The sequence below is a fragment of the Bacillus sp. SN32 genome (genome assembly GCF_002837495.1).
In the GTDB taxonomy this organism is placed as follows: Bacteria; Bacillota; Bacilli; order Bacillales; family Bacillaceae; genus Bacillus; species Bacillus subtilis.
Map to the genome: position 1 here is coordinate 12,076 of NZ_PJCT01000003.1, position 23,686 is coordinate 35,761.

Sequence of the window (23,686 nt, forward strand, 5' to 3'; positions counted from 1 at the left end):
CAATACATGATAAATTGTATATTAACGGAGGACGCTATGGGGGACAGACGATCAATCAAGACAAAAAGTGCTATAAAACATGCCTTTTTAGAGTTGCTTCAGGAAAAAGAAATCAACAAAATAACTGTTTCCGAATTATCTAAAGAAGCCGATATAGGCCGAGGCACCTTTTATCTTCACTACAAAGACGTTTTTGACTTGTATGAACAGATCGAAGACGAAATATTTCAACAGCTAGGAAGCATTTATGATGCATCTTTTCCAAGTGATGATCCACTGAACATACTGACCTTTATAGAAAAAACGACAGAATACATATACCAAAACGTCGAAATTTTCACATTGTTAACAAAACCAAAAATGAATGTTCTTTCAATCAACAAACTAAAAGAGTTTTTCAAAACAAAAATGATTGAGGAATTGAGCATGATACAATCAGCAAAATCAATTACCGAAATTGAGAAATTTGAAACAACATTTATCGTTTCAGGTGTGGTAGGAATTATAGAAGAATGGATTAACAATGGGATGATAAAAACACCTACTTGTATCTCTAATAACATTCATCAATTGTTATTAAAATTTGAAGATTAGCATGTAAAGAAGGAGACTTTGTGTAAATCCAATAGATTGCGCAGAGAGGTCCTGTGTTATTTCACATGCATATACCCTTGTGAATTTGGTCCCGCTGGGAAAGAAGTAATGAAAAAGCGAATCGCGAAAACAAACCAGTTCTCGAATCTATTAGATATAGTTAGCTCGGGTAGCTACACGCACATGGCATTGGTGGCATGTTTGGATACCTTTAAGAGAATCAACATATAAATAAAAACATACCAATATCATTTGGTATGTTTTCTTTTTGAAATAGATCCTCTGCAAATAATCTTTCTCAAACCTTATAACAAATTTTTAACAAGAGAATAATTTTGGTTCAAAATTCAAAATCAAATCTTGTTTCTCATTTTATGCGTATCAAATGTAGAACAAGCAAATCAATTAGAAGCGTTAAAAGGCCATCTATAAAAACAGATCATCTAACTAACTCCATGGAACTCTTCTAACATGTTTATTACGTCGTCCCACCTTCGGAAAGCTGTATGGGCAAATATGTTTCAAGTGGTAAATCATCAAATTCGCCTTCAATTTGTTTTTCTAAAATCTCAATGGCCGTTTTGGAAATTAATTCGATCGGCTGTTGAATAGTAGTCAATTCTGGCAGAATAGCCTGAATGGTTTCTGTACCGTCATAACCAATCACTTTTAATTGACCTGGAATGTCTTTTCCGCGTTTTTTGGCTTCCGTAATGACTCCTGCAGCTATGATATCATCACTGGCAAAAATCCCGTCAACTGCAGGCTGTTCATCAAATAGTTTTGAAATAATGTTCCTGTAGTTATCATGAAATGACACTTCATATGTAATAGGCTGTCTTCCGTGTTCACGCATCACATCTTCATATGCTTTTCTCCTGAGATTTGCAGGCGTTTCAAGTTCAATCGGCCCATTGATGTGAATGATGTGCTGACAGTCCTTTTTTATCAATAGTTCTGCTGCCTTTTTGCCTCCGTCAAAGTTGTCTGAGCCGACGACAGGAACTGTTTCCGATAGGTAATGGTCAATTGCGACAATCGGCAGATTTTGCTGGTGATAATTGAGTATTCCCCTGTTGTAAGTGACGGCGATGACGCCATCCACTTGATTTCTGATCAGCATTTCGAGATATTTTTCTTCTTTATCTATTCGATTTAAACTGTTGCAAAGCAGCAGTTTATAGCCCATGGACGTGCAGATGCTTTCAATATAAAAGGCGAGTTCGCCGAAAAACGGATTGCTGGAGTTTGGAATGATAAGCCCTATTAAATTGGTGCGCTTTCGAAATAAAGAACGGGCCAAATCATTTGGAAAGTAATTGATTTCTTCCATCGCCTTGTAAACTTTATCTTTTGTTTTTTCGCTTATATAGCCGCGATTATTTAATACCCTCGAAACGGTTGTAGATGAAACTCCCGCTAATTTTGCAACATCGTGAATGCTAGGCTTCATTCCCTTTCCCCCTGCTTTTACTGAAATGGCTTACAATTCTCGTCACGCACTTATTTTAGAGAATCAGCCTGACATGTGCAAGGATTTTCCATAGTTCGTAGTATATACTCAAGTTCGTTCTTTAAATTTAGAATTATGCATAAATTTATGTCAACCGGTTGACATATGAAACCGGTTGACATACAATTCTTCTTGAAAGCGCTTTTACATTTTTGTGCAAAAGGAGGGAAATTAATGAATATGAAAAGGTTGATGTTAGGAAGTTTGTCGTTGCTGCTCATGTTTGCAGTCTGGGGTTGTAACAAAAGCGAAAGCGCAAATAGCAGCGGAAAGAAAACGGTTACAATGTGGGTGCACGTATCGGATGATAATGAGGAAGGAAAGGTTTATCAAAAGCGGGTGGATGCTTTTAATAAAAAGTACGCTTCAGAAAATGTCGAGGCGAAAATTGAATTCATTCCCCGAAGCGGCAACGGTGGAGGTTATGAAGACAAAGTGAATGCGGCACTAACAACGAACACCCTGCCTGATGTCATCACTTTGGACGGACCAAATACTGCGGCTTATGCGAAATCTGGCGTTATTGCACCTTTGGATGAGTTTATTAAAGACCAGGATGATTTATTGCCAAGTATTAAGCAGCAAGGCACCTACCAAGGGAAACTGTATGCCATCGGCGTCAGTGAATCGTCGGTCGGCATCTACTATAACAAAAAAATGCTTAAGGATGCCGGGGTTGATTTGAAAACGCTACCAACAGTGAAAGATCCTTGGACATGGAAAGAATTTCTTGAGCTTTGCGAAAAGCTGAAAAATAAATACGATAAACCAGCCATCGATATGCAATTACAGTCAAAAGACGAAATATTGTCTTATGCGCTCTTACCGTTTGTTTGGTCAGCTGGTGGGGATATTCTTTCAGAAAACGGGAAGAAAGCGGATGGCGTCTTTAACAAAAAACCAACAGTTGAAGCGATGACGTTTATACAAACGATGCTTAAAGAGGGCTACACAACACGCACCCCTGTCAAACAAGCGTTTGAAACGGAGAAATACCCGATGAAGATGAGCGGCGTGTGGACAATAACCGATCTGAAAACAAACTTTCCCAACGTCGATTATGGAGTGATGCCGTATCCTGTATCGCCAAAAACCAAAAAGCTCGTCTCTCCTTCGGGAAGCTGGCAGTTCGCAATGACACAAGCGTCTGAAAATAAAGAATGGGCAGCAAAATTAGTAGATTGGATGACTAATAAGGAATCCAATATCGAATTGAGCCGATCAATCGCCGCCCTGCCTGTACGTTATTCTTCAGAGAAAGTGCTGACAAAAGAATTTTCTGATGAGATGAATGTCTTTATGCAGCAGCTGAAAGAAACAGGCCATGCACGTCCGGTGACACCGGCATATCCGCAGGTAACTCGAGCATTTCAACAAACAATCGATGATATTAGCTTTTATGATCAAAATCAGGATATTCAAAAAGTGCTGGATACACGTGTAAAAGAAATGCAATCTGCCATCGATAAGGCAAACTAGCAGGTGGACGCCATGAATAAAACAATATTGAAAGAGACTAGACCGGCCTTGCCAATAGAAAGAAAGACAGTGAATAAAATACGCTGGCGGGAAAACGCAGTCGCATATATGTTCTTAGGACCGGCGTTGCTTATTTTATTAATGTTTCTTGTGATTCCTTCTATCATGGCTGTGTACTACGCATTTACAGATTACTATTTGTTGACGCCTGATTTGCGTAAGTTTATTGGCTTTGATAATTTCATCAAACTTTTTCAGGACCCAATATTCTTAAAAAGTTTGGGCAACACCATAAAATTTGTTGTCTTATTGATACCGTTACAGATCGGGGCAGCACTTGGGCTTGCCCTCCTATTGAATAAAAAGCGCAAAGCCAACGCATTTTTCAAAGTCGCATACTTTAGTCCTGTCGTCATGTCACTGGTTGTCATCTCCGTTTTGTGGATGTACTTGCTGAATCCGAATGAAGGTATGATAAATAATATATTGGCGCACTTCGGTCTATCACCACAGCCTTTCTTGACGAGCCCTAAGCAAGCAATCTTTACGATCGTTGTCGTTTCCGCTTGGCAGGGAGCAGGTTTTCAGATGCTCATTTTTTTAGCTGGTTTGCAAAACATTCCCGAGGATGTCTACGAGGCGGCACAATTAGATGGTATGAATAAATGGCAGCGTTTTATTTACATTACATTACCATTGTTAAAACCGACATCTGTTTTTATCTTTATCACAACGCTGATCAGCGCGTTTAAACTCCTTGTTCAGCCCATGGTCATGACCCAGGGCGGACCAGTCAATTCAACGATGACCGTTGTCTATTATATTTATCAAACTGGATTTACCGATCGGATGGTCGGATATGCAAGCTCGATCGCGCTCTTGTTTGGAACGATTATTGGATTGGTGACACTCGCACAACGCAAGCTGGTTAAGGAGGATGAAGACCATTGAGACGTAAGTTAGGGCCTTTGACAATTCTGGAGTATACGTGTCTTGCTTTGCTGGCCGTTCTATTTATCTTTCCGCTAATTTGGATGATTGCATCTTCCATGAAACCGGAAGCGGAAATTTACAACAATATGAACAGCTTTAAAGCGTTTCTGCCCTCTCTTCATCTGGCAGAATGGTTTTCGTCCTATAGGGAAGTGCTGACTCGGTTTGATTTGCTTATGTATATTGGTAACAGTCTTTTTTATGGTTTGTGCGTAGCAGTTGGATCTGTTGTGATTAACGGAATGGCAGGGTTTGCATTCGCCAAGCTGCAATTTTCAGGGAAAAAGATGCTCTTTGGCATTTTGTTGGCGCTTTTAATTGTACCGTTTGAAACGATTTTAATCTCGCAGTTTACAATTATTCACAAAATCGGTTTGGTCGATACACGCCTTGCCGTTATTTTGCCAGCATTAGCGGGGGCATTCAATATTTATTTGTTCCGAAACTTTTTCATGGCAATTCCGGAGGAAATGATTGAATCGGCCAAGCTTGACGGGGCAAATACATGGCAAATCTTCTGGCGGATAATGATACCGATGTCTAAACCAGCTGTAGCAACTGTCGGAACCTTAGCCTTTATCGGCAGCTGGAATGATTATATTTGGCCGCTAATGGTTTTGACGGATAAGTCGAAATTTCCGATTCAAGTTGCGATTACAGCTATCAACAGCACAGAGCCTGTCTACACAAATCAAGTTATGGCTGTCTTGACGATTTCCACCATCCCATTGATCTTGATTTATATTGTGGCTCAGCGCTACATTTTGGAAGGTCTTAGCGGTTCAGGAACAGGTATTAAGTAGATATCAATGTTGGGTTAAAAGGAGCTGTAGAAATGAAAGGCTCAAAAAGTCTGTATTGGAAACTGAGCGCTTATCTCTTCTTTTTCTTTTTTACCTGGTCTTCCAGCTACTCTTTGTTTGCGATTTGGTTGGGACAGGAAGTCAAATTGAATGGATCGGCGACTGGGATCATCTTTTCTGTAAACGCTATCTTTACTTTATGCATGCAGCCTTTATATGGCTTTATCTCTGATAAACTTGGGCTGAAGAAAAACATATTATTTATGATTAGTATACTTATTGTTTTTACCGGGCCGTTTTATATCTTTATCTACGGGCCGCTTTTACAATATGATGTCTTCCTCGGCGCCATTGTCGGTGGTATTTATTTAGGAACTGCTTTTCTTGCGGGAGTTGGCGCTATTGAAACCTATATTGAAAAGGTCAGCCGAAAATATCAGTTCGAATACGGCAAGACAAGGATGTGGGGTTCACTTGGCTGGGCGGCAGCAACTTTTTTTGCAGGACAGCTGTTCAATATCAATCCGAATATCAATTTCTGGATTGCCTCCCTTTCAGCAGTCATATTGGTGGCCATTATTATGTCCATAAAAATTGAGATGACAGATTATGATAAGGAAAGAGCGGATTCGATCCGATTAAAAGACGTAGGAGGACTTTTTCTATTAAAAGACTTTTGGTTTTTAATGTTGTACGTAATCGGAGTGACATGTGTGTACGGCGTCTATGATCAGCAATTCCCGATTTACTACGCTTCTTTATTTCCCACTTCAGCTATGGGGAATCAAATATATGGATATTTAAACTCATTTCAAGTATTTATTGAAGCGGGCATGTTGTTTTTAGCCCCCTTTATTGTTAATAGACTCGGTCCTAAAAAAAGCTTGATTCTCGCGGGATTTTTGATGTCTTTCCGTATTATTGGGTCTGGAATTGTCATCGGGCCGTTTGGAATTTCATCGATGAAACTTATTCATGCTTTAGAATTGCCAATCATGCTGATTGCGATTTTCAAATATTTAGCCGCGAATTTTGATACACGTCTTTCATCAGTTCTTTACCTTGTCGGCTTTCAATTTGCATCTCAAGTTGGTACATCGATTTTCTCCCCGATTGCGGGAGGTTTATACGATAGTATAGGTTTCCGTCACACTTATCTTTTCATGGGAACCCTGGCTTTGTGCTTCACAATTATTTCAATTTTCACTTTATTAGATTCGAAGAAAGGTGTTGCGTATACTCAGCCTTTTCGAAAAAACAGATATAGAGAGGATGTCACGAATGGATAGAATCCAACAGGCAGAGGAAGCTTTGAAGAAAGCGGTGGAAAAGATGAACACTCGTTATCGATTAGGGTACCATATTATGCCTCGGGCAAACTGGATAAATGACCCAAACGGGCTTATTCACTATAAAGGAGAATACCATGTCTTTTATCAGCATCATCCGTATGATGAGAATTGGGCACAAATGCATTGGGGCCATGTAAAAAGCAAAGATCTCATTCATTGGGAACATCTCCCGGTCGCTTTAGCCCCTGGTGACTCTTTTGATAAAAGCGGCTGTTTCTCAGGAAGCGCGGTAGATTATAATGGAAAACTTGCTTTAATTTATACAGGGCATAATGTGATAGATCAAGAGAAGGACATTTTCTATCAAAATCAAAATATCGCTGTCAGTCAAGATGGGATCGTGTTTGAAAAGCTTCAGGAAAACCCTGTCATCGCGAAACCGCCGGAAGACAGCTCCCGCCATTTCCGCGATCCTAAAGTATGGAAGCATCGGGACAGCTGGTATATGGTAGTCGGTAATTCAACGAAAGAAAACGTCGGGCGAGTTATTTTATACCGCTCGCCTAATTTGCGAGATTGGGAATACAAAGGTGTTCTTGCCCAAAGTGATGGAAATCTCGGCTATATGTGGGAATGTCCTGACTTCTTCAAATTGGGCGACAAACATGTCTTGCTGATTTCTCCTCAAGGCATTGAAGCAGACGGTGATTTATATAAGAATTTACATCAAACCGGTTATTTAATTGGAGAATATGATAATGAAACAAACGAATTTGTGTACGGTGCTTTTACAGAGCTGGATTACGGCCATGACTTTTATGCTGTACAAACGTTATTAGACGATAAAGGACGCAGAATTGCCATAGGCTGGATGGATATGTGGGAGTCTGAGATGCCGACAAAAGCCGATGGATGGTGCGGTGCTTTGACATTGCCGAGAGAATTAACATTGCGGAAGGATCATAAAATTTTAATGAATCCTGTGGAAGAAACTAAGTTGTTGCGAAAATCAAAACATCTGGATTGTGCTAATCAGTTGATTTCAGGGGGTTACCTGGCAAAAACAGACGAAGAGCTTCTTGAAATTCAAGTCGTATATGACTTAAGAGATTGCAGTGCCGAATCAGTAGGTTTGAAGATTCGCGGCCTTGAAGAAGAAACAGCTATCAAATACAGCATAACTGATCAAAAGCTCTCACTCGATTGTTCTAAAATGGGGAAATCGCGAGACAGTGTGAGAAATGCGCCGCTAGAAGCAAATGGAAAGCTGACACTGCGTATATTTATTGACAGATCCTCGATAGAAGTATTCGCAAACCATGGAGAAATAACGATGACTAGCCGCATTTATCCGAAAAAAAATCGATTGGGAATTGAGCTTTTTTCTGAGAAAGGCGTTGTAAGGGTTGAGGAATTCACTTATTGGACTTTAAAAGACATCTGGAAGGAAGATGAATCACTTGAAAAAAATATTTTGCATCGGTGAAACACTGGTTGATTTCATTCCAGTCCAAAAAGAAAAGGCTTTACAAGATGTCACTACCTTTGAGCGCGTTGCCGGCGGTGCGCCAATGAATGCGGCAATCGCAGCTGCAAAATACGGCGCGCATGCCGTCATGCTGACGAAGATTGCTAACGATCATTTCGGGGATTATATAGTTGGCGTACTTAAAGAAAATGGCGTAGATACCTCTTATATTATTCAAAGCGATGAAGGTGAAACCGGATTGGCATTTGTATCTGTAGACAAGTCTGGGGAAAGGAGTTTCCATTTTTATCGAAAAAATGCCGCCGACTTGCTGCTTTCACCGGATGAATTGATGTCAGAAAGGTTTAATCAAGGAGATATGCTTCACTTTTGTTCAATCGATTTAGTTGACAGTCCAATGAAACAAGCCCATATCAAAGTTATTGAGGACTTTCAAAGAATAGGTGGAATCATAAGCTTTGACCCCAATATCAGGCTTCCTTTATGGCCTGATGAGGCAAGCTGCCGTGAAACGATTCAGAGGTTTCTGCCTCTTGCGGATATCGTAAAAGTGTCTAATGAGGAGCTGCAGTTTATCACAAACATTGATAACGAACAAGAAGCGGTCACATCGCTTTTCACCGGACTTGTTAACGTCGTTGTTCTGACAAAAGGTAACAACGGTGCGGCGATTTATTTAAAAAATGGCGAGTCGCACAAACATAAAGGGTTTAAAGTCGCTGTTTCGGATACAACCGGTGCGGGTGATGCCTTTATCGGCGGTTTTTTATCTGAATTGATGTCAATCGGCATATCAAAGGAGACGCTATGCGAACAAATAAGTAAACATCACCGACGCTTGCTCACGTTTGCAAATGCAAGCGGGGCTCTCACTGCTTCTGTAAAAGGAGCAATTCACGCTGCACCGGGCAGACAGCATGTACTGAACTTTATTTCTGCTAGGAAGGAAATCCAAGAGAAATAAGAACTTAGAAATAATCCACTCATATTACTATCTCTTGCAAGTACCAACTTTTAAACATAACAAGGGTGATATTAATGATAAAAGAAAAAGAGAAAATGTTAGCCGGAGATTTATATGATCCGTCGGACTCCGAGTTAGCAAAAGACAGACAAACAGCAAGACAACTTGTTAGAATTTACAATCAAACTACAGAAACTGAAATAGTTAAACGGGTTAATTTATTGAAAAAGTTACTTGGTTCATCTGGAGAAAACGTATATATGGAACCCAATATTAGGTTCGACTATGGGTATAACACTTATGTAGGTGATAACTTTTTCGCAAATTTTGATTGTACAATTTTAGATGTATGTGAAGTGCGATTTGGTGACAATTGTATGCTTGGCCCTAGTGTACAAATCTATACGGCAACACACCCCCTTCATCCAACAGAACGCAATTCAGGGTTAGAATATGGAAAACCCATTACTTTTGGAAATAATGTATGGATCGGAGGAAGCTCAGTCATTAATCCAGGAGTTACGATAGGTAACAATGTGGTTATTGCTGCTGGTTCTGTTGTTACTAAAAATGTGCCAGATAATGTTGTAGTTGGGGGCAATCCAGCTAAATTAATTAAACATCTCGAAATATAATACACTAGCGTTTTGATCCATAAAGAAGTTTGATTCTTAAATCAGTAAGGCTTTATTTTGTTTCATCAGCTGAAACCATCATAAAAAGACTGTAAAAATGGACCTAAAATGAGGTAACTCAATGTACCTCTCCCCTCCCCTTCTGCTACAGAAGGGGGTTAATTGTCTCAGCCGTCCCATATAACTTAATGAATCACGTTTTCTATGACCCAACAAAGGCGAAGGGCTGGCTATTGGTGCGTTTGTTATGTGGAAGTGCGGTTTGGAAAGAAATTGAGATTTCAGCCGAGGTGCTGCCTGTGGTTAATAGTTCTATTGAGCAGTAAAGCATGAAATCGAATTAAAGCGCCCTTCCTATTGGAAAGACGCCTGCCGTTTTACTGTGCCAAAATGTTTTTCATCAGTGAGTTTTTATAAAATCATTTATTAATTGATCAGTTGTCAATATTGTGGCAAATTCATCATGCAATGTAGCTAGAGATATATTATGAATAGTCGCCGCATCATAATATGTATCATTTTGGTCTCTCATTCCGAAGGCTGCTGTTGCATCTGAAATCAGGTATGTATCAAACCCTAAATTACCACTCATTCTTGTGGTGGTTGATACACAGTGAGGCGTGGTTAAACCAGTTATGACTACAGTGGTTATTTCATTTAATTTTAAGAATTCTTCTAAATTCGTACCAATAAAGCTGCTATTTACTGTCTTGGTTATAATGACTTCTTCATCCATAGGCTTAACTATTTCCTTTATCGCAAACCCTTCATTCTTTGGATGGAATAAAGAATGAGGTTTATCAGAAGTGTGTTGTATGTATATGACTGTCCATCCTTTTTCTCTCCATAATTTTAGTATTTTACTAATGTTTTCTTCCGCCTTTACGTTATTCCGTTCCCCCCATTTTTTATCATCGAAGGCTTTTTGTACATCCACAATGATTAAAGCTTTCTTTTCTTCCACAAGATACCCTCCTACGTAGAATTTCTATTTATTACTACATTCTAAATACAAATTTTACTTTTGTACAATTGTTTAATGATGAATTTCAAATGAGCGCCTTCTTTATTGGAAAATGCGTTCTAAACTGCAACTGTGCCCAAGCCGTTAACCTTCAATAATCTAATCTGAGAATCACTGGCTCTACAGAGAATGATAAAAAGCACTCAAATAACGAGTGCCGAAATTAAAAACTATTCTATTGATTTAGAAGCCATTTGATACGCTCAGCTGAAAAGATGTAGTGGAGTATTATTAGACATAAAAAGACAATACCAACTGGTTTTAAATGACTAAAATAAAGCGCTGCAACAGCCATTGCAAAGATCAATAATTCAATAACTAACCTTGTTACCCCGTTTACAGCTATTACAGTTTGTCCGCTTCGACTAGGATCATGAGGTACTGCAAATACAGACCAGACAATCATAACTGCAATAGGTAAAACCAAAGTTAAAACATATTTAAAATAACCATTAAAGCTTATCCAAGCAAACACCCCTAAGGAGATTAGTGCAGCCATTTCAAGGGTGAATCTTAAAAGTAAATTAGTCTGATTCAGTTTTTTCAACTCCTCTATAAAAAACACCCCCGTAGGAGATGCTCTTTCTCTGCTTTATTTCAGCGTATAAAAACTTTTCTGTTCTTCCTCTTTAGATTTTATTGTAGTTTTCGGCGAGATTACCTCTACTTTTGAAGAGATGATACCGACTGCTGCTGTTACCAATGCTCCGATTAATAGAACGATGATAAGTATAATGAAATATGACAACTTTTCCCCTCCTATCCAGTTAATTATCCAAATAATCAGGAAGTTGTCTACAATTTGCAGAATTTGTCGAACGAAGTAACCTTAGAGGCTTTACTCATTGTATGAATTACAGTAAATAAATTGCCTTCCCTTTTGAGAAGACGTTCCTCTCTTATATCCATTTGTTGCAACTTAGCTAGACTCTTCCAATAAGCTTCCTTTTGGCGCAGCAGCTTCTATTCCAAATTGAGCAGAACCTGAATGTTTCATTGGAATTTCTGAACCATAGATCGAATTTGTTGCAAATGCATACGTAGGAGTAGTCGAATGGCGGTTGAAGAATGAAATGCCTTCCCCACCTCGAGTGATGGCAGAAAAAGCGGGGGTTTTGTTAGAGAGGAATCTATAGATATGTGTATTGAAGATTTGACAGCATTAAAAATTATACCTACATCGTTGGGAATAGGCCAACAATAAATCGGAAGAACGTTGTCATTTGAAGTGGTTTGGAATAAAAATGATTCGAATATGTTCTTATCATTGGTAAACGAACAAAAAAAGAACATGTTTTGAAAAAAGATAGATCAAAACATCTTCTTATATGTTGTCATAGCGTAGCTTTTTTATAAAAAGGTTGATTACATTTTCGGGGCTTCCAAACCAAATTTTGCCCATTCTTCTTTTGCTGGACCATAAATACCTGGAACAGTTAAACCTGCTTGTCTCATAAGAACAGTCATTTGTCCCCGATGGTGATTTTGATGTTGAATCAAAAACATCAAAAGTGAACCGTTAGGCAATTGTTGTCCGATAAAGTTGATACGTTCTTGAAGTGTATGGTCAGTCCATTGGGTTTTTAATGCCTGTACAAATGCATTACTGGCTTGATGATAGCTGTCAGCTATAAACTGAGCCGAAGTTGGAACAGGATAATCTTCAGCTGGGGCATGGAACGTTAAGTCTGTGTTTGAGGTAATGATGCGAATGGCAGCAACAGTATGCCAAGCAATACGGCCTAGAGTCCAATTTTGTGAAGTTATTTCTTGTTTAAGTGATTCATCAGTTAGACTATTTAATAGTTTCTGTGTAGCATCTGCTTCGAACTCCCAAGATTTCAAAAAATGGTCTAAGGTTTGGAACACAAAAATCCTCCTTTACATTCTTTTATTTTTTCAATGTGCCTATAGGTTAATTATAATGCTTCGTTTCGTTAAAAAGAACAAAAATTTCGGACAAGAATAATCATAGTAAAATGCGTAGACATTCTTAAACGTAACGATTTACGCATCTTTTTACAAACATCTGACTACTTGGTCTCCATTGTCAGCGAGAATCAAATATCATATGAAGACAATCCTATATTCTTATCACTTTACTGAGCAATAAATACCTTCCGTATACTTAGTAATACCTTCATCGTAATCAGGATACTTATATGCAAGACCTTCTGATACAGCTTTTGAATACTTTCTAAATAATGCATAGCAAGTAAATAAAGACTTCCACATTTCCTGATACCCATTCACAGAATATGTAGACATGAGTTCCTCCCATTCTTTATTTGAAAGGTACCGTTTCATAAATTTATAGTTCTTCCCCATACTAAATGAATACCCTTTCTGAGATGCGATATGCCAAGCCATCATTCTCAATAAATTAGGACGTACAATTTCATTTAAATGGTCAATGGCAAAAAGGATTTCATTTCTTGCTAATCCTTTTACTACGTAAGTCGAAACCATCCAGAACTCATTACAGCAATCATCAAATTCCCTTGCAGTCGGCTTTTTCATCCAGTATTGGCGATCATTTGGGGTCACTTTATAGTTGATGAACGAATCCTTATCGAGCAAGACCTTAACCAAACCATCGTTATTAGCAAAATAATCTTCTGCTTCACGAATTGGAATAAGGGTTAGATCTAATTTGTTGCCATCCTCAAAAAGAATAATGTATGAAAACCAATTACCTAATTCGGGAGGAAAAAGCTCCATATCTTCTGGTTTTTGCATCATAATGCGCTTCCCAAAGATTTCGAGCCACTGCTCATTTTCTTTAAAAGAATCTACATCAGTTACAAAATACGAGATGTCATAATCTTGGAAGTTGTCAGGAGGGATATTTCTGTTTGTACGTGACCCTTCCAAAGTGACCAATCGGATTCTCTCATCGTTCAAAGCAAAGTCCAAAAAAATGTCCATCATTTCCTGTTCACTTCGCATTACATGTTCCTCCGTTTCAGCCTTAATATCTAACTGTAAAACCGAATATTGATCTGTACGTCTTATAGATTTTTTTACTCTTGAATGTGATGTATTCTTCTAAGCTTTATTTTACATGATGTTCTCCTATATAACATTCAAAATTAAGATGCAAGACATCTCAAAATCAGATATCAACTATGACGGACTACATGAATATTCAGTTTTTTGTAGAGCCGCCATGGGACGACACTATCTTTGACACACTTTAATCCCCCCTGCTTTATCGACATGTTAACTAGTATGAGAGATTGACAAAAAGAAGGAAAACGATATATTTAAGCGAATACGAGTTTTTGAGTAAATTTTAAAATGACACTTTTTTCAAAAATCATGTCTTAACGGGGGGATTCGGTATGAATGAATTTATGAAGAAGTTTTCCTTAACAAAACCGATTATTCAAGCTCCAATGGCTGGCGGTATTACAACGCCCCGACTTGCATCTGCAGTTTCGAATCAAGGTGCTCTTGGCAGCTTAGCATCGGGGTATCTTACGCCAGACCTGCTAGAACAACAGATAAAAGAAATGTTTGAGCTGACAGACGCTCCTTTTCAAATTAATGTGTTTGTTCCGCTTGGTCTAGAAATGCCACCAGAAGATCAGGTTAAAAAGTGGAAAGAAAACATACCGTTAGCTAATCAAGTAAATCAATTCACATCTGTACAAGAAGAGTGGGATGACTTCTATCAAAAAATTGATCTAATTTTAAAATATAAGGTTAAGGCTTGCTCATTCACTTTTGATCTGCCGCCTGAAGACACAGTAAAGGAGCTAAAAACCGCTGGATGCTGTTTAATAGGAACCGCTTCAACAGTAGAAGAAGCATTGTTAATGGAAGAACGGGGAATGGATATAGTAGTCCTTCAAGGAAGTGAAGCCGGTGGACATCGCGGAGCATTCTTACCTTCCAAAGGTGAATCTGCCGTAGGTTTAATGGCTCTGATTCCACAAGCAGCAGATGCACTGAGCGTACCTGTCATAGCTGCTGGGGGAATGATAGACCACAGAGGAGTAAAAGCAGCTTTAACCCTTGGAGCCCAAGGAGTTCAAATCGGTTCTGCCTTTTTAATTTGTCACGAGAGTAACGCACATCCAGTACATAAACAGAAAATACTAGAAGCAAACGAAGCAGATACAAAGCTTACGACATTATTTTCAGGTAAAGAGGCCAGAGGAATCGTAAATAAATGGATGGAAGAAAAAGAACAGTTTGAGACACAAACCCTTCCGTACCCTTATCAAAATACACTAACGAAGGCAATGAGACAGCAGGCTTCACTTCAAAATAACCATGATCAGATGTCTTTATGGGCAGGTCAAGGGATACGGTCATTGACTGAGGAAATTTCGGTTAAGCAGCTTTTAAATCAGCTTTGCCAAGAGGATATAAAAATATAGGCGCACCTCATTGATAGAGCAAAAAGCAAACTTCGACAGGCAGTTTGCTTTTTTTTTCGTAATTTCATCCCCTGACTTTGGAAATTTAAATACTCCTACATTTTCAAAGCTAATTGAATCAGGTTATCAATCATCCCATTGATACGATGCGGTCTTGATAATTTCACCACAACCACAATACATCACCAATATTTCGATCTTATCTCCCCTTCTCCAGTTTTGCTCCCTATTCGAAAAATCGATAACTCCCATATTAAATTTGAATAGTAAAATGGTTCTTTTTCGTTTGATTCAGATGATATAAAGTCATATGATAAAAAAAGAATGAGACAGAAAGCGTGAGAAGTGATGAAAATAGGATTTTTTGATTCAGGAATTGGCGGCATGACTGTATTGTATGAGGCCATAAAAGTTCTTCCTTATGAAGATTACATTTTTTATGCAGATACGTTAAACGTTCCATACGGTGAAAAATCAAAGGGTAAAGTTAAAGAATATATTTTCAATGCAGCTAAATTTCTGGCCAGTCAAAATATCAAAGCTCTTGTTATTGCGTGTAATACAGCTACTAGCATTGCGATAGAGGATCTTCGGAGAAACTTCGACTTTCCGATAATCGGAATCGAACCCGCTGTAAAGCCTGCTATAAATAAATGTACAAAGGAAAGAAAAAGAGTTCTGGTAGTTGCTACTAATTTGACCCTTAAAGAAGAGAAATTTCATAATCTAGTAAAAGAAATTGATCACCATGACCTTGTTGATTGCTTAGCGCTTCCAGGACTAGTTGAATTTGCTGAGAACTTTGATTTTAGTGAAGACAAGATCATTAAATATCTAGAGAACGAACTATCTTCTTTTGATTTGAAACAATACGGAACGATTGTGTTAGGATGCACTCATTTTCCGTTTTTCAAAAACAGTTTTGAAAAACTGTTTGGGATAAAAGTTGATATGATTTCAGGCAGTGTCGGTACTGCAAAACAGTTGAAAAAAGTTCTTGCAGATCGTAACCAGCTTGGTAAAGGATCGGGCTCAATCACCTTTTTCAATTCAGGCCAGAAAATTGTGGACCAAGAAATCATATCAAAGTACAAAAAATTGTTTGAAATATTAGATGAAAATCAAAGGAGTCGTGTTGGACATTGAATGTAAGGGGCTCTGGTTATAAACAATGCAAATCATGATTTTTCAGTAAATTTACAAAAGGAAGAAGTAATAATTCGGGTTTGTTATCCAATGTAAATGAAAAAGACAGTCTCCTGAAGGGAAACATGAACTAAGAAGCGGGCTTAAAAAGCCCACTTTTTTTCTAACAAACAATTGAGTTATACACACATATCTGATTACAGTGTTTTCCCTCTTCCCCCCTCTTATTTCTACCCCATCTCTATAGCTTTTCTATTACAATAAAGCACAAGTATCGATTGAAAAGTTATCGTAACATGTACACTTCACGGGACATTTTTCGAGATTGCGAATCGACCGTTTGCCAGATATACAAAGTAATAATGTGTAAATTCTGTGTCTATTTTCATGTTTATTATGGAATTATTTTCATAATGTTTTATAATACAAGATGATAACGCTTTCTAATTATAATGATAGGGGGAAATAATGATGATGAAAAAAGGACTGCTTGCGGGTGCGCTTACGGCAACTGTGCTTTTTGGCACATGTGCAGTAGATGTGCCGGGTATTATTAGCCCAAAAACCGCAGAAGCTGCATCACAGCTAACTGATGGAATCGGCGGGAGGGCTTACTTGAACAGCACTGGTGCCATTTTTGTTACAAAAATCCAGCTTCCTAGCTCCATTCAGGTTTCAAATGGGACAGCCTATATCTACTCTGGCTTTAGCGGAGGTACAGAATCCGATATCGGGTTTCAGTACAGTGATAAATATAACGTATGGAAACCATATATGAAAGTCGGTTCAAAAGGACAGGATCAGGTTCAGTACCTCGAAGGAGGAAGCCAATTCACGAATACGAAAGGCTTCCGTCCCGGCAGCACCGTACAACTTACCATCTACAAAAACCTTAACGGCAATACACGCGCTACATACTGGGGCACGAACAATGCGGGATACAATGGCCGTCTCATTTCAGAAATCAGCAAAACAAATGTCGGCTCCATCTCCAAATGGAAAGCGCTCGCTACAGTTGCTACAACAGGGTCACGCCAATCTATCAAATCAAACTTTTCAACATCTTTTACAAACATCACCATCGACAACAAAGCAATAACACCTGTAATTGATACACAAGACTTCGCTAAAGTAACAGTCTCAGGCAACAGTGTCAGTTTATCCGTTGTGAAAAATTAAAACATGTTAAACATACAATGCATTAGGCTATTGAGAAGCTCTCGATAGTCTTAAAGGGGGCTTAACATGCCCCTTTTTTCATTTCAATTTAACTTTCAGTTAGCTTCGGTACATGCCGACTATCTCCGTCTTTTATCTGGGTGAAGTAAGGAGCAGCTCGCCCCTTCTGAACCTGTTCCATTTGCTCAACGCAAAAGGTGTGCATCACTGTCTTAAAAATGTTAAAACAAATGGCAGATGGTGCACTTTATTTTTAGATGAGGCATGCTTACGCTCGATATGCAAGTCAAATGATTAAGGGTCTGCAAGAGAGAGAAGTTTTGGGTGTAATTCCATAAAAGAGGAGTGGCTTCATATAGCTCGATTGCATCAGGAAGATTAGCCAGCGATTGGCCGAGAACAACACATCACTTTGAAACGGATTCATTCCAAAATGATAAGTATGATCCAATAACTAATAAAGATCATTTAGCAGTCCAGCCTTAGGCTAAAAAATATTTTTACATCAATTAAACTAGCATCACTATCGAATAAGCTCGATCTGCATATCATGTACTATCCTCTTTTAAGGAAGGTGATGTTATGAGGTCATTTCCATTAATTGTAGTTCTATTCATCCTATTAATCATCGTTGGGACATCTTTCTTTGGTGGCTATTAAGAACACACCTTACCTCATATCCATCAGACGCCATAAGAAATCTTTATGGCGTCTGTTTTTTATTAGATTTAAACAAAACCATATAAAGTGGGGCCATGCAAACACACCTATGGAGATTACTGCCGCGACTTGTGTGGGAAATGTTCTTCCCTTTATGGACTATTGTCGATCAAAAGAGAAAGTTGAAATACCTTTTTATGGTGAGATGAATCGAGGCTTAGACATATAAAAACCGCAAAGCTTTCTTGAAGAAGCTTTGCGGTTTTTGGGTCTCTTTTTTGCTTTGTATAAGCCTATAGATTTCAAGCGGAATCAACTGCCCATACATCCATTGATTGTTTATTTTGATATAGGTTTCTTCTACTCTTCATGTGAGATGAACTCAAGGTATGCCACGTCACAATAATGTGGCGGATCCTGAATGGTCTCAATCCGTTGTGGGATCAAATGCGTGTTGACGTTCCTCTGCTTTGCTGTTTAATATTCGGTAGCTCGATTTTCCAATGTGCAGCGGAATATCCAGTTTTTCTAAATCTGGCATTCCATTTTTCAGGAAAAGCTCTTTATCTTGATATCTCTGTAAAACTTCTCCCACAATCCACTCTTGATCGCCCAACGTGGAAACACTGTGTACTTTACACTCATAAGCAAAATAAGCATCAGTTAAAATCGGCACCTCGGCTTTTAGCCCTTTTTCGTATTGAATATGAAATGCTTCAAACTTATTTATATCTCTACCACTATGGGTGCCTAATGCTTGAATTAATCCCGAACATCTCCCTGGAAGAAAATTCACACCGAAAACACCACTTTTCTCAATCAATTTGTAAGTATATGTCTCTTTGTTTACTGATATCCCATACATTCCTGGAGAAGATCCAATGTACGTATGCCACCCAGAAGACATTGCGTTTTTTTCACCTTCATATTGAGCCGTAACTACGGCTACCATTCCAGGGTAGGCGTACCAAATTGGTTCATCTATCGGTGCTCTCATATTCATCGCTCCTTTTGTTTTAGATTTAATTTTTATTAAAATTTGAGATGCGGCAAAACAACAATGATAAAAGCTAACCCAGCAAATTAGAAGTACATGAGATGGTGGTCAGGGACTGAGGTGTCAGATGTCAATCAACCGATAATAAAGCAGTATCTCCATCGTATTTTTCGTTTAAGTATGCAAAGGAGCAAGCTCTACACCGCACGCCCCGCCAAAAACGATAACACGATCAGGGCTGTGCTTTTGAATTAAACTTTTGGCAGACCGAGCTTGCTTTAATCAAAAACTCCTTCCAATAATCCCCTGCTCTTTTTCAAGATCCGCATCTAAATCGACAAGTACTTCTTCAAATGGGCCATTCGTTTTGGGAGCAAGTCAGTTTAATAAGTGTGCTCCGAGTACGTAAGGGTTGTTACCGCCTTGCCATTGCGGCATGAGTAACCGAAGCGCATACCTTCTTTATTTGTCATTTTATACATCCTTCCTTTCATGAATGAATATGATGAACAAATCATAAACCCTATAGCAGCTATAGGGTCAAGGGTTAGTTATTTTTTAGCACTCTTAATTCTGTAAGGAAGTTTTCTTCTCTTAATGAGTTATAGTCGATTGGAAGAGAAACTTGATATACTTTTCCATCCGTTTGGATGCCGTGAGATTCAATATATTGATAAAGCTTTTGATAATACTCATCATAATTTTTTGCAGACCAATTAAATGCAATACATACATATTCACCAGATGGGATCGTATCTAACCTCATGTTTTTTTCTCCTATGTCTATTTTTTTCCCACTGCAAACAGTCGTATAAATACTATTGCAATAAATTTCACGAGAATCCTTATAGGGCTTGAAATCATAAATGAATCCATAATAGTTATCTATTACATCCCCTATTTTTTCGACAACGTCAGCCAGCTTTCTGTAATACAAATCGGATTGATTATGAGGATTAACTTGAGGCGTCTCTACTTTTAATATTGTTTGTTTATCTATATACCGAAAATAAACGAAACCTTCATCTTTTTTACTGCATATTTCTAATTGTTCATTAAGCTGTTTTCGTCTCCTATGAAGTAATTGACGAGCACGTTCGAGCTTTTCCATTTCTTGCACAATAACGCTTTCTTTCTCCTCAAGAAAGTGTTGCATATCTTCTGGGGTGCAAGTATATGAGCTGAAACGCTTAATTTCTTCTAGAGGTGTCCTAATATATTTTAGATACTTGATAACATCTAAATAAAAGAACTGTTTGACATGATAATACCGATAACCATTATCCTGATCTGTATAATAAGGCTTGAAAATTCCGATCCTATCATAATAGCGCAATGTTTGAATTGAGATGTTATTTAGACGGGCTGTTTCGCCAATTGTAAAATATTCCTTCATCCATCTCATCCTTTCGTCTTAGCTCTAAGAATTCTTTCTTCACTATACACGGTTACCTTCAAAATCTTAACTGAGCAATCTTGAGATCAATCTGTTATCTTCTTTTTCGTTTTCTTAAAAAGATCCGCCAAGAAATGATCTTTCCAGTTTCATAACAATTGCATGTAAGCAGGAAAAGTATTGACCCTATCGTCACAACAGGGTTTATGATTTGTTACGCAACTTTAAAATAGTTGGAAAAAGGAGGGGGAGTATCTGTCAGAAGATGTTTAAAGTATCCACTGTAGCTCGTCGCTGAGTTTATGAGGCAAGACATTCTAGACTGACAGGCATTGATGATACCAATGGGTCGTTACATATATTTGAACTTTTAAAAAAGCTTAATCCTTAAAAAGATTAAGCTTTTTTCCTTTTCAATGCTCACCTTAAGATTCCATATCAAGACGAAAGGCTCTTGCAGCACTTCAAGGCTTTACATATTACATCCCCTCTCCCTCGGGCCTGTCGCTTACTTGGTTTTAGTTAACATGTAGCTTTGTGTTATCATATCGTATATGTCTTTATCTGGGACAGTTCCGTCAAGAATGATAGAATTCCAATGCTCTTTATTGAGATGAAATGCTGGAACGACCGAAGTGTATTTCTGTCTCCAAAAATCGAGAAAACCGGGTTCGCACTTCACATTGACCCAAATATAATCATCTTTTTTAAATATCCACGCAAATACCTTTCTGTTTTCTATGTGTCGCATTAACGTCCAATTTTTATCACGAAACGGGTAATCTTCATATACATTTTTAAAACTCAAACAATAATCAATTGCTTCCTCTCTATTTTTCATTGCTTGCCTCTCCTTCTACACATAAATAACTGCCTAAAGTTTTTTCTTTAGCGATTGATTTCCTCTACTTTATTTAACAATAATGAATATGTGAATAAAAGAACTATGATTAAACAATTTGCAGATCGGGCAGTAAATTGAAATTTCAGTTGTTTTTTTCTGAAAGCTACTTTAGCTATTCGGGCGCATTGGAGAAACAGAGGCTTTCGTTGGTACCCCTGCCTTTCTTCGGCAATCCGCTAGCTGTTTACCGGCATCATCAACCATCATTAGTACCGATAAACATAAACAAGCTGGCAGCAATAAGCACCAGCTTGAAACATATTCTTTATGAAGTGGCTCCCCCAACTGATCAATTGCCTCTTGTTGGATGCCAACATTCATTGCAGAACGCCGTACTTTCAGAGAGGAAAATGCCGCATATTTTGATATCGCAGAAACCAGAGCTACAGTGTAATTGACGGTCTTGGTCCGCTTATCGATGTATATCGAATGAAGGCGGGGGCGACGACAACGATTAACAGGGTCCCGGCAAATGCCACGATGAAAAAATATAATGATAAAGGAACCAATTCCGGCAGCACGAGCTCCAGTCTCGGCAGCATCGTGAGTTTGGTCAATACGTTACGCGGACCCTATTCTTCAACGAACTCGGCGAAGGGTCAGCAGCTAAAACAGGAGCATTTAGCATTTCACCTCTATAAAGGACAGGCGCCATTTTCCACATTGATAAATGGCTGTTGCAGAACAGCTTTATGATAAAAGAACACCATACTTCATAGAGTAATCATCATTTAATGAGCCATCATCTCATGGGCAATATCGTGTCCATCCATTTTTGACGGGTAGTAGGTAGGCCAGTTTTTGACTTCATCAAGTAAAGCTTCACGGTCGTCCCCCCAATAGAGATGATAATGACTAGCTTTAGTCGGGTAAATACTATGATCACTAAACTGAATATACTGAGGCAGCCCTTCTGCTTTTTTAGCTAGTTTGAATATGTATCTTACCCCTCTATTGCCCGCATCATAGGTGAGAATTTCGTACCCGTCATACGTATACTTACCAGAATATTCTTTTCCATTTTTGAAGAACGTTACAGTATCTTTCTGGATTACAATACGGTCAACATCTGTTTGATAGCCCTTTTTATAATACTCTTTATATTCTTCAGCTGTCTTGCCGCCTTCGTGTTCTGATTTATATGAAAACACTTCGTCAAGAGTACCATCTTGCAGGTATGGATATACAGATTGCCAATCTCCTTCCCAATCAGAAAGTAAGCGATCCTTTACTTGGCTGTTTTTAAAATAGCCTTCATATATTTTTTCTGTTTCTTCATCATGCGCATGACTATGATCGTGAGAATGTTCGTGTGTATGACTGTCAGATGTTTGCTCTTGCGTTTTGGAAGAGTCTTCTTCAACTGCTGAGGATGATGTTGTTTGATTAGACTCACCTTTAGATGAACCGGAAGTCTGACATCCTGCCAATACGAGTAATGAACCAATCGTTAATATGCCTAGCCGCTTTGAAAATAAAATGTTCATTCCAACACTCCTTTTTATTAAATCGAAAACATTACGATTTATATTATACATGCATCTCTTGCAAACATCAAAGGGAAAATGCTCTTCATGCGGATGGACTATTTTAAAGGAATAACTGACTTTGTTCATCAGTTATTCCTTTAAAATACGAAAGTCTACGATATTTCCATATCGATCCGCTTCAATATGACAGCACCCCTCAAGCAGCTGTTTTAATTTTCCCCGTCCGCGTTGTACCCTTGATTTTGCTCCTGAGTAAGAAATGCCGAGCTTTTCACTCAACTCTTTCTGTGATAACCCCTGAAATTCAGTTAACTCGAGCGCCTCTCGATACTTTTCAGGCAACCGTTTGATGGTCGATCGAATACACACAGCTGCTTCCTTGGTGAAATTTTCTTCCTCTGCACTGTTATTAAAATGTAGATCATCAGGCAATATTTCGCTTGTTTTTTTTGTACGGTAAAAATCAATAATCGTATTTCTAGTGATCCGATAAATCCAGCTGTCGATCTTTTGTTCATCGATCAGATTTGGGAGATGCACTTGTATTTTCATAAATACGATTTGCAAGAGGTCATCAACGATAGATTGATCGTTAACCCTTTGTGAAATATATGTTTTTAACGGCTGATGAAATTGATCCCATAGATCCTCTATATTCATTTGAAAAAACCTCCTATAATTTTGCGTCTGCTTTACATTTGCTTCGTCTTTTTAATCGTAACAAAGAGCGAAACAATTGT

Annotated in this window: 23 protein-coding genes and 4 pseudogenes; 15 read left to right on the plus strand and 12 right to left on the minus strand. The window is 38.4% G+C overall.

Annotated elements, in window-relative coordinates; genetic code table 11:
- Positions 1 to 36: 36 nt before the first annotated feature.
- Complete coding sequence (locus CW370_RS13610; protein ID WP_101169745.1) at positions 37 to 594, plus strand: TetR/AcrR family transcriptional regulator; 558 nt, start codon at positions 37 to 39, stop codon at positions 592 to 594.
- Positions 595 to 1,072: 478 nt separating this feature from the next.
- On the opposite strand, the gene CW370_RS13615 is transcribed toward CW370_RS13610, so the two are convergent.
- Positions 1,073 to 2,047 carry a LacI family DNA-binding transcriptional regulator gene (locus CW370_RS13615; RefSeq protein ID WP_101169746.1) on the minus strand — a complete coding sequence of 325 codons (975 nt, stop codon included), beginning with the start codon at positions 2,045 to 2,047 and terminating at the stop codon, positions 1,073 to 1,075.
- Between the two features lie 234 nt (positions 2,048 to 2,281).
- Between CW370_RS13615 and CW370_RS13620 the strand changes: the two genes are divergently transcribed.
- The 8 genes and pseudogenes from CW370_RS13620 to CW370_RS21835 form a co-directional block, all read left to right on the plus strand.
- Positions 2,282 to 3,586: an ABC transporter substrate-binding protein gene (locus CW370_RS13620; RefSeq protein ID WP_234398222.1), complete on the plus strand. Its 1,305-nt coding sequence runs from the start codon at positions 2,282 to 2,284 to the stop codon at positions 3,584 to 3,586.
- A gap of 12 nt (positions 3,587 to 3,598) precedes the next feature.
- Complete coding sequence (locus CW370_RS13625) at positions 3,599 to 4,537, plus strand: carbohydrate ABC transporter permease (RefSeq protein ID WP_101169747.1); 939 nt, start codon at positions 3,599 to 3,601, stop codon at positions 4,535 to 4,537.
- Positions 4,534 to 5,382: a carbohydrate ABC transporter permease gene (locus CW370_RS13630; RefSeq protein WP_101169748.1), complete on the plus strand. Its 849-nt coding sequence runs from the start codon at positions 4,534 to 4,536 to the stop codon at positions 5,380 to 5,382. The genes CW370_RS13625 and CW370_RS13630 overlap by 4 nt, the downstream gene beginning before the upstream one ends.
- A gap of 32 nt (positions 5,383 to 5,414) precedes the next feature.
- Positions 5,415 to 6,671 (plus strand): MFS transporter, encoded by a 1,257-nt coding sequence (locus CW370_RS13635; RefSeq protein WP_101169749.1) that lies wholly within the window; start codon positions 5,415 to 5,417, stop codon positions 6,669 to 6,671.
- A complete protein-coding gene (locus tag CW370_RS13640) occupies positions 6,664 to 8,160 on the plus strand; it encodes a glycoside hydrolase family 32 protein (protein ID WP_101169750.1) in 1,497 nt (498 codons plus the stop codon). Before CW370_RS13635 ends, CW370_RS13640 begins: the two co-directional genes overlap by 8 nt.
- Complete coding sequence (locus CW370_RS13645) at positions 8,135 to 9,127, plus strand: carbohydrate kinase family protein (protein ID WP_199878753.1); 993 nt, start codon at positions 8,135 to 8,137, stop codon at positions 9,125 to 9,127. The genes CW370_RS13640 and CW370_RS13645 overlap by 26 nt, the downstream gene beginning before the upstream one ends.
- 74 nt (positions 9,128 to 9,201) lie before the next feature.
- Entirely contained in the window at positions 9,202 to 9,762 is a 561-nt protein-coding gene (locus CW370_RS13650; protein ID WP_101169752.1) for a sugar O-acetyltransferase, read from the plus strand.
- 208 nt (positions 9,763 to 9,970) lie between these two features.
- Positions 9,971 to 10,085, plus strand: a pseudogene (locus CW370_RS21835) (baseplate J/gp47 family protein); the annotation flags it as partial.
- A 77-nt stretch (positions 10,086 to 10,162) separates the two neighbouring features.
- Here CW370_RS21835 and CW370_RS13655 read toward each other — a convergent pair.
- From CW370_RS13655 to CW370_RS21420, 3 genes are all read right to left on the minus strand, one after another.
- A complete protein-coding gene (locus CW370_RS13655; RefSeq protein WP_015251614.1) occupies positions 10,163 to 10,726 on the minus strand; it encodes a cysteine hydrolase family protein in 564 nt (187 codons plus the stop codon).
- A 235-nt stretch (positions 10,727 to 10,961) separates the two neighbouring features.
- A complete protein-coding gene (locus CW370_RS13660; RefSeq protein WP_101169803.1) occupies positions 10,962 to 11,333 on the minus strand; it encodes a DUF2568 domain-containing protein in 372 nt (123 codons plus the stop codon).
- 45 nt (positions 11,334 to 11,378) lie between these two features.
- Positions 11,379 to 11,534, minus strand: a complete 156-nt coding sequence (locus tag CW370_RS21420) for a hypothetical protein (protein ID WP_174245731.1) — start codon at positions 11,532 to 11,534, stop codon at positions 11,379 to 11,381.
- A gap of 268 nt (positions 11,535 to 11,802) precedes the next feature.
- Here CW370_RS21420 and CW370_RS21590 point away from each other — a divergent pair.
- Positions 11,803 to 11,922, plus strand: a pseudogene (locus CW370_RS21590) (TetR-like C-terminal domain-containing protein); the annotation flags it as partial.
- 229 nt (positions 11,923 to 12,151) lie between these two features.
- On the opposite strand, the gene CW370_RS13670 reads toward CW370_RS21590, so the two are convergent.
- Both CW370_RS13670 and aadK read right to left on the minus strand, forming a co-directional pair.
- Positions 12,152 to 12,655 carry a DinB family protein gene (locus CW370_RS13670; RefSeq protein WP_015251612.1) on the minus strand — a complete coding sequence of 168 codons (504 nt, stop codon included), beginning with the start codon at positions 12,653 to 12,655 and terminating at the stop codon, positions 12,152 to 12,154.
- Positions 12,656 to 12,880: 225 nt separating this feature from the next.
- Complete coding sequence (aadK, locus tag CW370_RS13675) at positions 12,881 to 13,735, minus strand: aminoglycoside 6-adenylyltransferase AadK (RefSeq protein WP_101169753.1); 855 nt, start codon at positions 13,733 to 13,735, stop codon at positions 12,881 to 12,883.
- 395 nt (positions 13,736 to 14,130) lie between these two features.
- Between aadK and CW370_RS13680 the strand changes: the two genes are divergently transcribed.
- From CW370_RS13680 to CW370_RS13705, 4 genes are all read left to right on the plus strand, one after another.
- Positions 14,131 to 15,174, plus strand: coding sequence for a nitronate monooxygenase (locus tag CW370_RS13680; protein ID WP_101169754.1), 1,044 nt, complete (start codon positions 14,131 to 14,133; stop codon positions 15,172 to 15,174).
- A gap of 348 nt (positions 15,175 to 15,522) precedes the next feature.
- The gene (gene murI / locus CW370_RS13695; protein ID WP_101169756.1) at positions 15,523 to 16,320 is read left to right on the plus strand and encodes a glutamate racemase; all 798 of its coding nucleotides are present in this window, start codon (positions 15,523 to 15,525) and stop codon (positions 16,318 to 16,320) included.
- Positions 16,321 to 16,791: 471 nt separating this feature from the next.
- Entirely contained in the window at positions 16,792 to 17,499 is a 708-nt protein-coding gene (locus tag CW370_RS13700; RefSeq protein ID WP_015483480.1) for a YrpD family protein, read from the plus strand.
- 582 nt (positions 17,500 to 18,081) lie between these two features.
- Positions 18,082 to 18,159, plus strand: a complete 78-nt coding sequence (locus CW370_RS13705) for a YjcZ family sporulation protein (protein ID WP_072175780.1) — start codon at positions 18,082 to 18,084, stop codon at positions 18,157 to 18,159.
- Positions 18,160 to 18,445: 286 nt separating this feature from the next.
- On the opposite strand, the pseudogene CW370_RS21290 reads toward CW370_RS13705, so the two are convergent.
- The 4 genes and pseudogenes from CW370_RS21290 to CW370_RS13725 form a co-directional block, all read right to left on the minus strand.
- Positions 18,446 to 18,606 (minus strand): annotated as a pseudogene (locus tag CW370_RS21290) (hypothetical protein); the annotation flags it as partial.
- Positions 18,587 to 19,156, minus strand: coding sequence for a flavin reductase family protein (locus CW370_RS13710; RefSeq protein WP_101169757.1), 570 nt, complete (start codon positions 19,154 to 19,156; stop codon positions 18,587 to 18,589). The pseudogene CW370_RS21290 and the gene CW370_RS13710, both read right to left, overlap by 20 nt.
- A gap of 547 nt (positions 19,157 to 19,703) precedes the next feature.
- The gene (locus CW370_RS13720) at positions 19,704 to 20,552 is read right to left on the minus strand and encodes a MerR family transcriptional regulator (RefSeq protein WP_024571553.1); all 849 of its coding nucleotides are present in this window, start codon (positions 20,550 to 20,552) and stop codon (positions 19,704 to 19,706) included.
- 508 nt (positions 20,553 to 21,060) lie between these two features.
- Positions 21,061 to 21,393, minus strand: coding sequence for an MmcQ/YjbR family DNA-binding protein (locus CW370_RS13725; RefSeq protein ID WP_024571552.1), 333 nt, complete (start codon positions 21,391 to 21,393; stop codon positions 21,061 to 21,063).
- 382 nt (positions 21,394 to 21,775) lie between these two features.
- Here CW370_RS13725 and CW370_RS21595 point away from each other — a divergent pair.
- Positions 21,776 to 22,053: pseudogene (locus CW370_RS21595) on the plus strand (phospholipid phosphatase); the annotation flags it as partial.
- Positions 22,054 to 22,187: 134 nt separating this feature from the next.
- On the opposite strand, the gene CW370_RS13735 reads toward CW370_RS21595, so the two are convergent.
- A complete protein-coding gene (locus tag CW370_RS13735) occupies positions 22,188 to 22,943 on the minus strand; it encodes a metal-binding protein ZinT (protein ID WP_101169758.1) in 756 nt (251 codons plus the stop codon).
- 132 nt (positions 22,944 to 23,075) lie between these two features.
- Positions 23,076 to 23,606: an RNA polymerase sigma factor SigZ gene (gene sigZ / locus CW370_RS13740; protein WP_024571550.1), complete on the minus strand. Its 531-nt coding sequence runs from the start codon at positions 23,604 to 23,606 to the stop codon at positions 23,076 to 23,078.
- Positions 23,607 to 23,686 lie beyond the last annotated feature (80 nt).

Excerpts from the sequence above, each read along its gene's own strand:
- sigZ (WP_024571550.1), bottom strand. The coding sequence starts at position 23,606 with ATGAATATAGAGGATCTATGGGATCAATTTCATCAGCCGTTAAAAACA.
- CW370_RS13610 (WP_101169745.1), top strand. The coding sequence starts at position 37 with ATGGGGGACAGACGATCAATCAAGACAAAAAGTGCTATAAAACATGCC.
- CW370_RS13705 (WP_072175780.1), top strand. The coding sequence starts at position 18,082 with ATGAGGTCATTTCCATTAATTGTAGTTCTATTCATCCTATTAATCATC.
- CW370_RS13620 (WP_234398222.1), top strand. The coding sequence starts at position 2,282 with ATGAATATGAAAAGGTTGATGTTAGGAAGTTTGTCGTTGCTGCTCATG.
- CW370_RS13625 (WP_101169747.1), top strand. The coding sequence starts at position 3,599 with ATGAATAAAACAATATTGAAAGAGACTAGACCGGCCTTGCCAATAGAA.
- CW370_RS13650 (WP_101169752.1), top strand. The coding sequence starts at position 9,202 with ATGATAAAAGAAAAAGAGAAAATGTTAGCCGGAGATTTATATGATCCG.
- CW370_RS13710 (WP_101169757.1), bottom strand. The coding sequence starts at position 19,156 with ATGAGAGCACCGATAGATGAACCAATTTGGTACGCCTACCCTGGAATG.
- CW370_RS13720 (WP_024571553.1), bottom strand. The coding sequence starts at position 20,552 with ATGAAGGAATATTTTACAATTGGCGAAACAGCCCGTCTAAATAACATC.
- CW370_RS13700 (WP_015483480.1), top strand. The coding sequence starts at position 16,792 with ATGATGAAAAAAGGACTGCTTGCGGGTGCGCTTACGGCAACTGTGCTT.
- CW370_RS13680 (WP_101169754.1), top strand. The coding sequence starts at position 14,131 with ATGAATGAATTTATGAAGAAGTTTTCCTTAACAAAACCGATTATTCAA.
- CW370_RS13640 (WP_101169750.1), top strand. The coding sequence starts at position 6,664 with ATGGATAGAATCCAACAGGCAGAGGAAGCTTTGAAGAAAGCGGTGGAA.
- CW370_RS13725 (WP_024571552.1), bottom strand. The coding sequence starts at position 21,393 with ATGAAAAATAGAGAGGAAGCAATTGATTATTGTTTGAGTTTTAAAAAT.
- murI (WP_101169756.1), top strand. The coding sequence starts at position 15,523 with ATGAAAATAGGATTTTTTGATTCAGGAATTGGCGGCATGACTGTATTG.
- CW370_RS13635 (WP_101169749.1), top strand. The coding sequence starts at position 5,415 with ATGAAAGGCTCAAAAAGTCTGTATTGGAAACTGAGCGCTTATCTCTTC.
- aadK (WP_101169753.1), bottom strand. The coding sequence starts at position 13,735 with ATGCGAAGTGAACAGGAAATGATGGACATTTTTTTGGACTTTGCTTTG.
- CW370_RS13615 (WP_101169746.1), bottom strand. The coding sequence starts at position 2,047 with ATGAAGCCTAGCATTCACGATGTTGCAAAATTAGCGGGAGTTTCATCT.
- CW370_RS13735 (WP_101169758.1), bottom strand. The coding sequence starts at position 22,943 with ATGAACATTTTATTTTCAAAGCGGCTAGGCATATTAACGATTGGTTCA.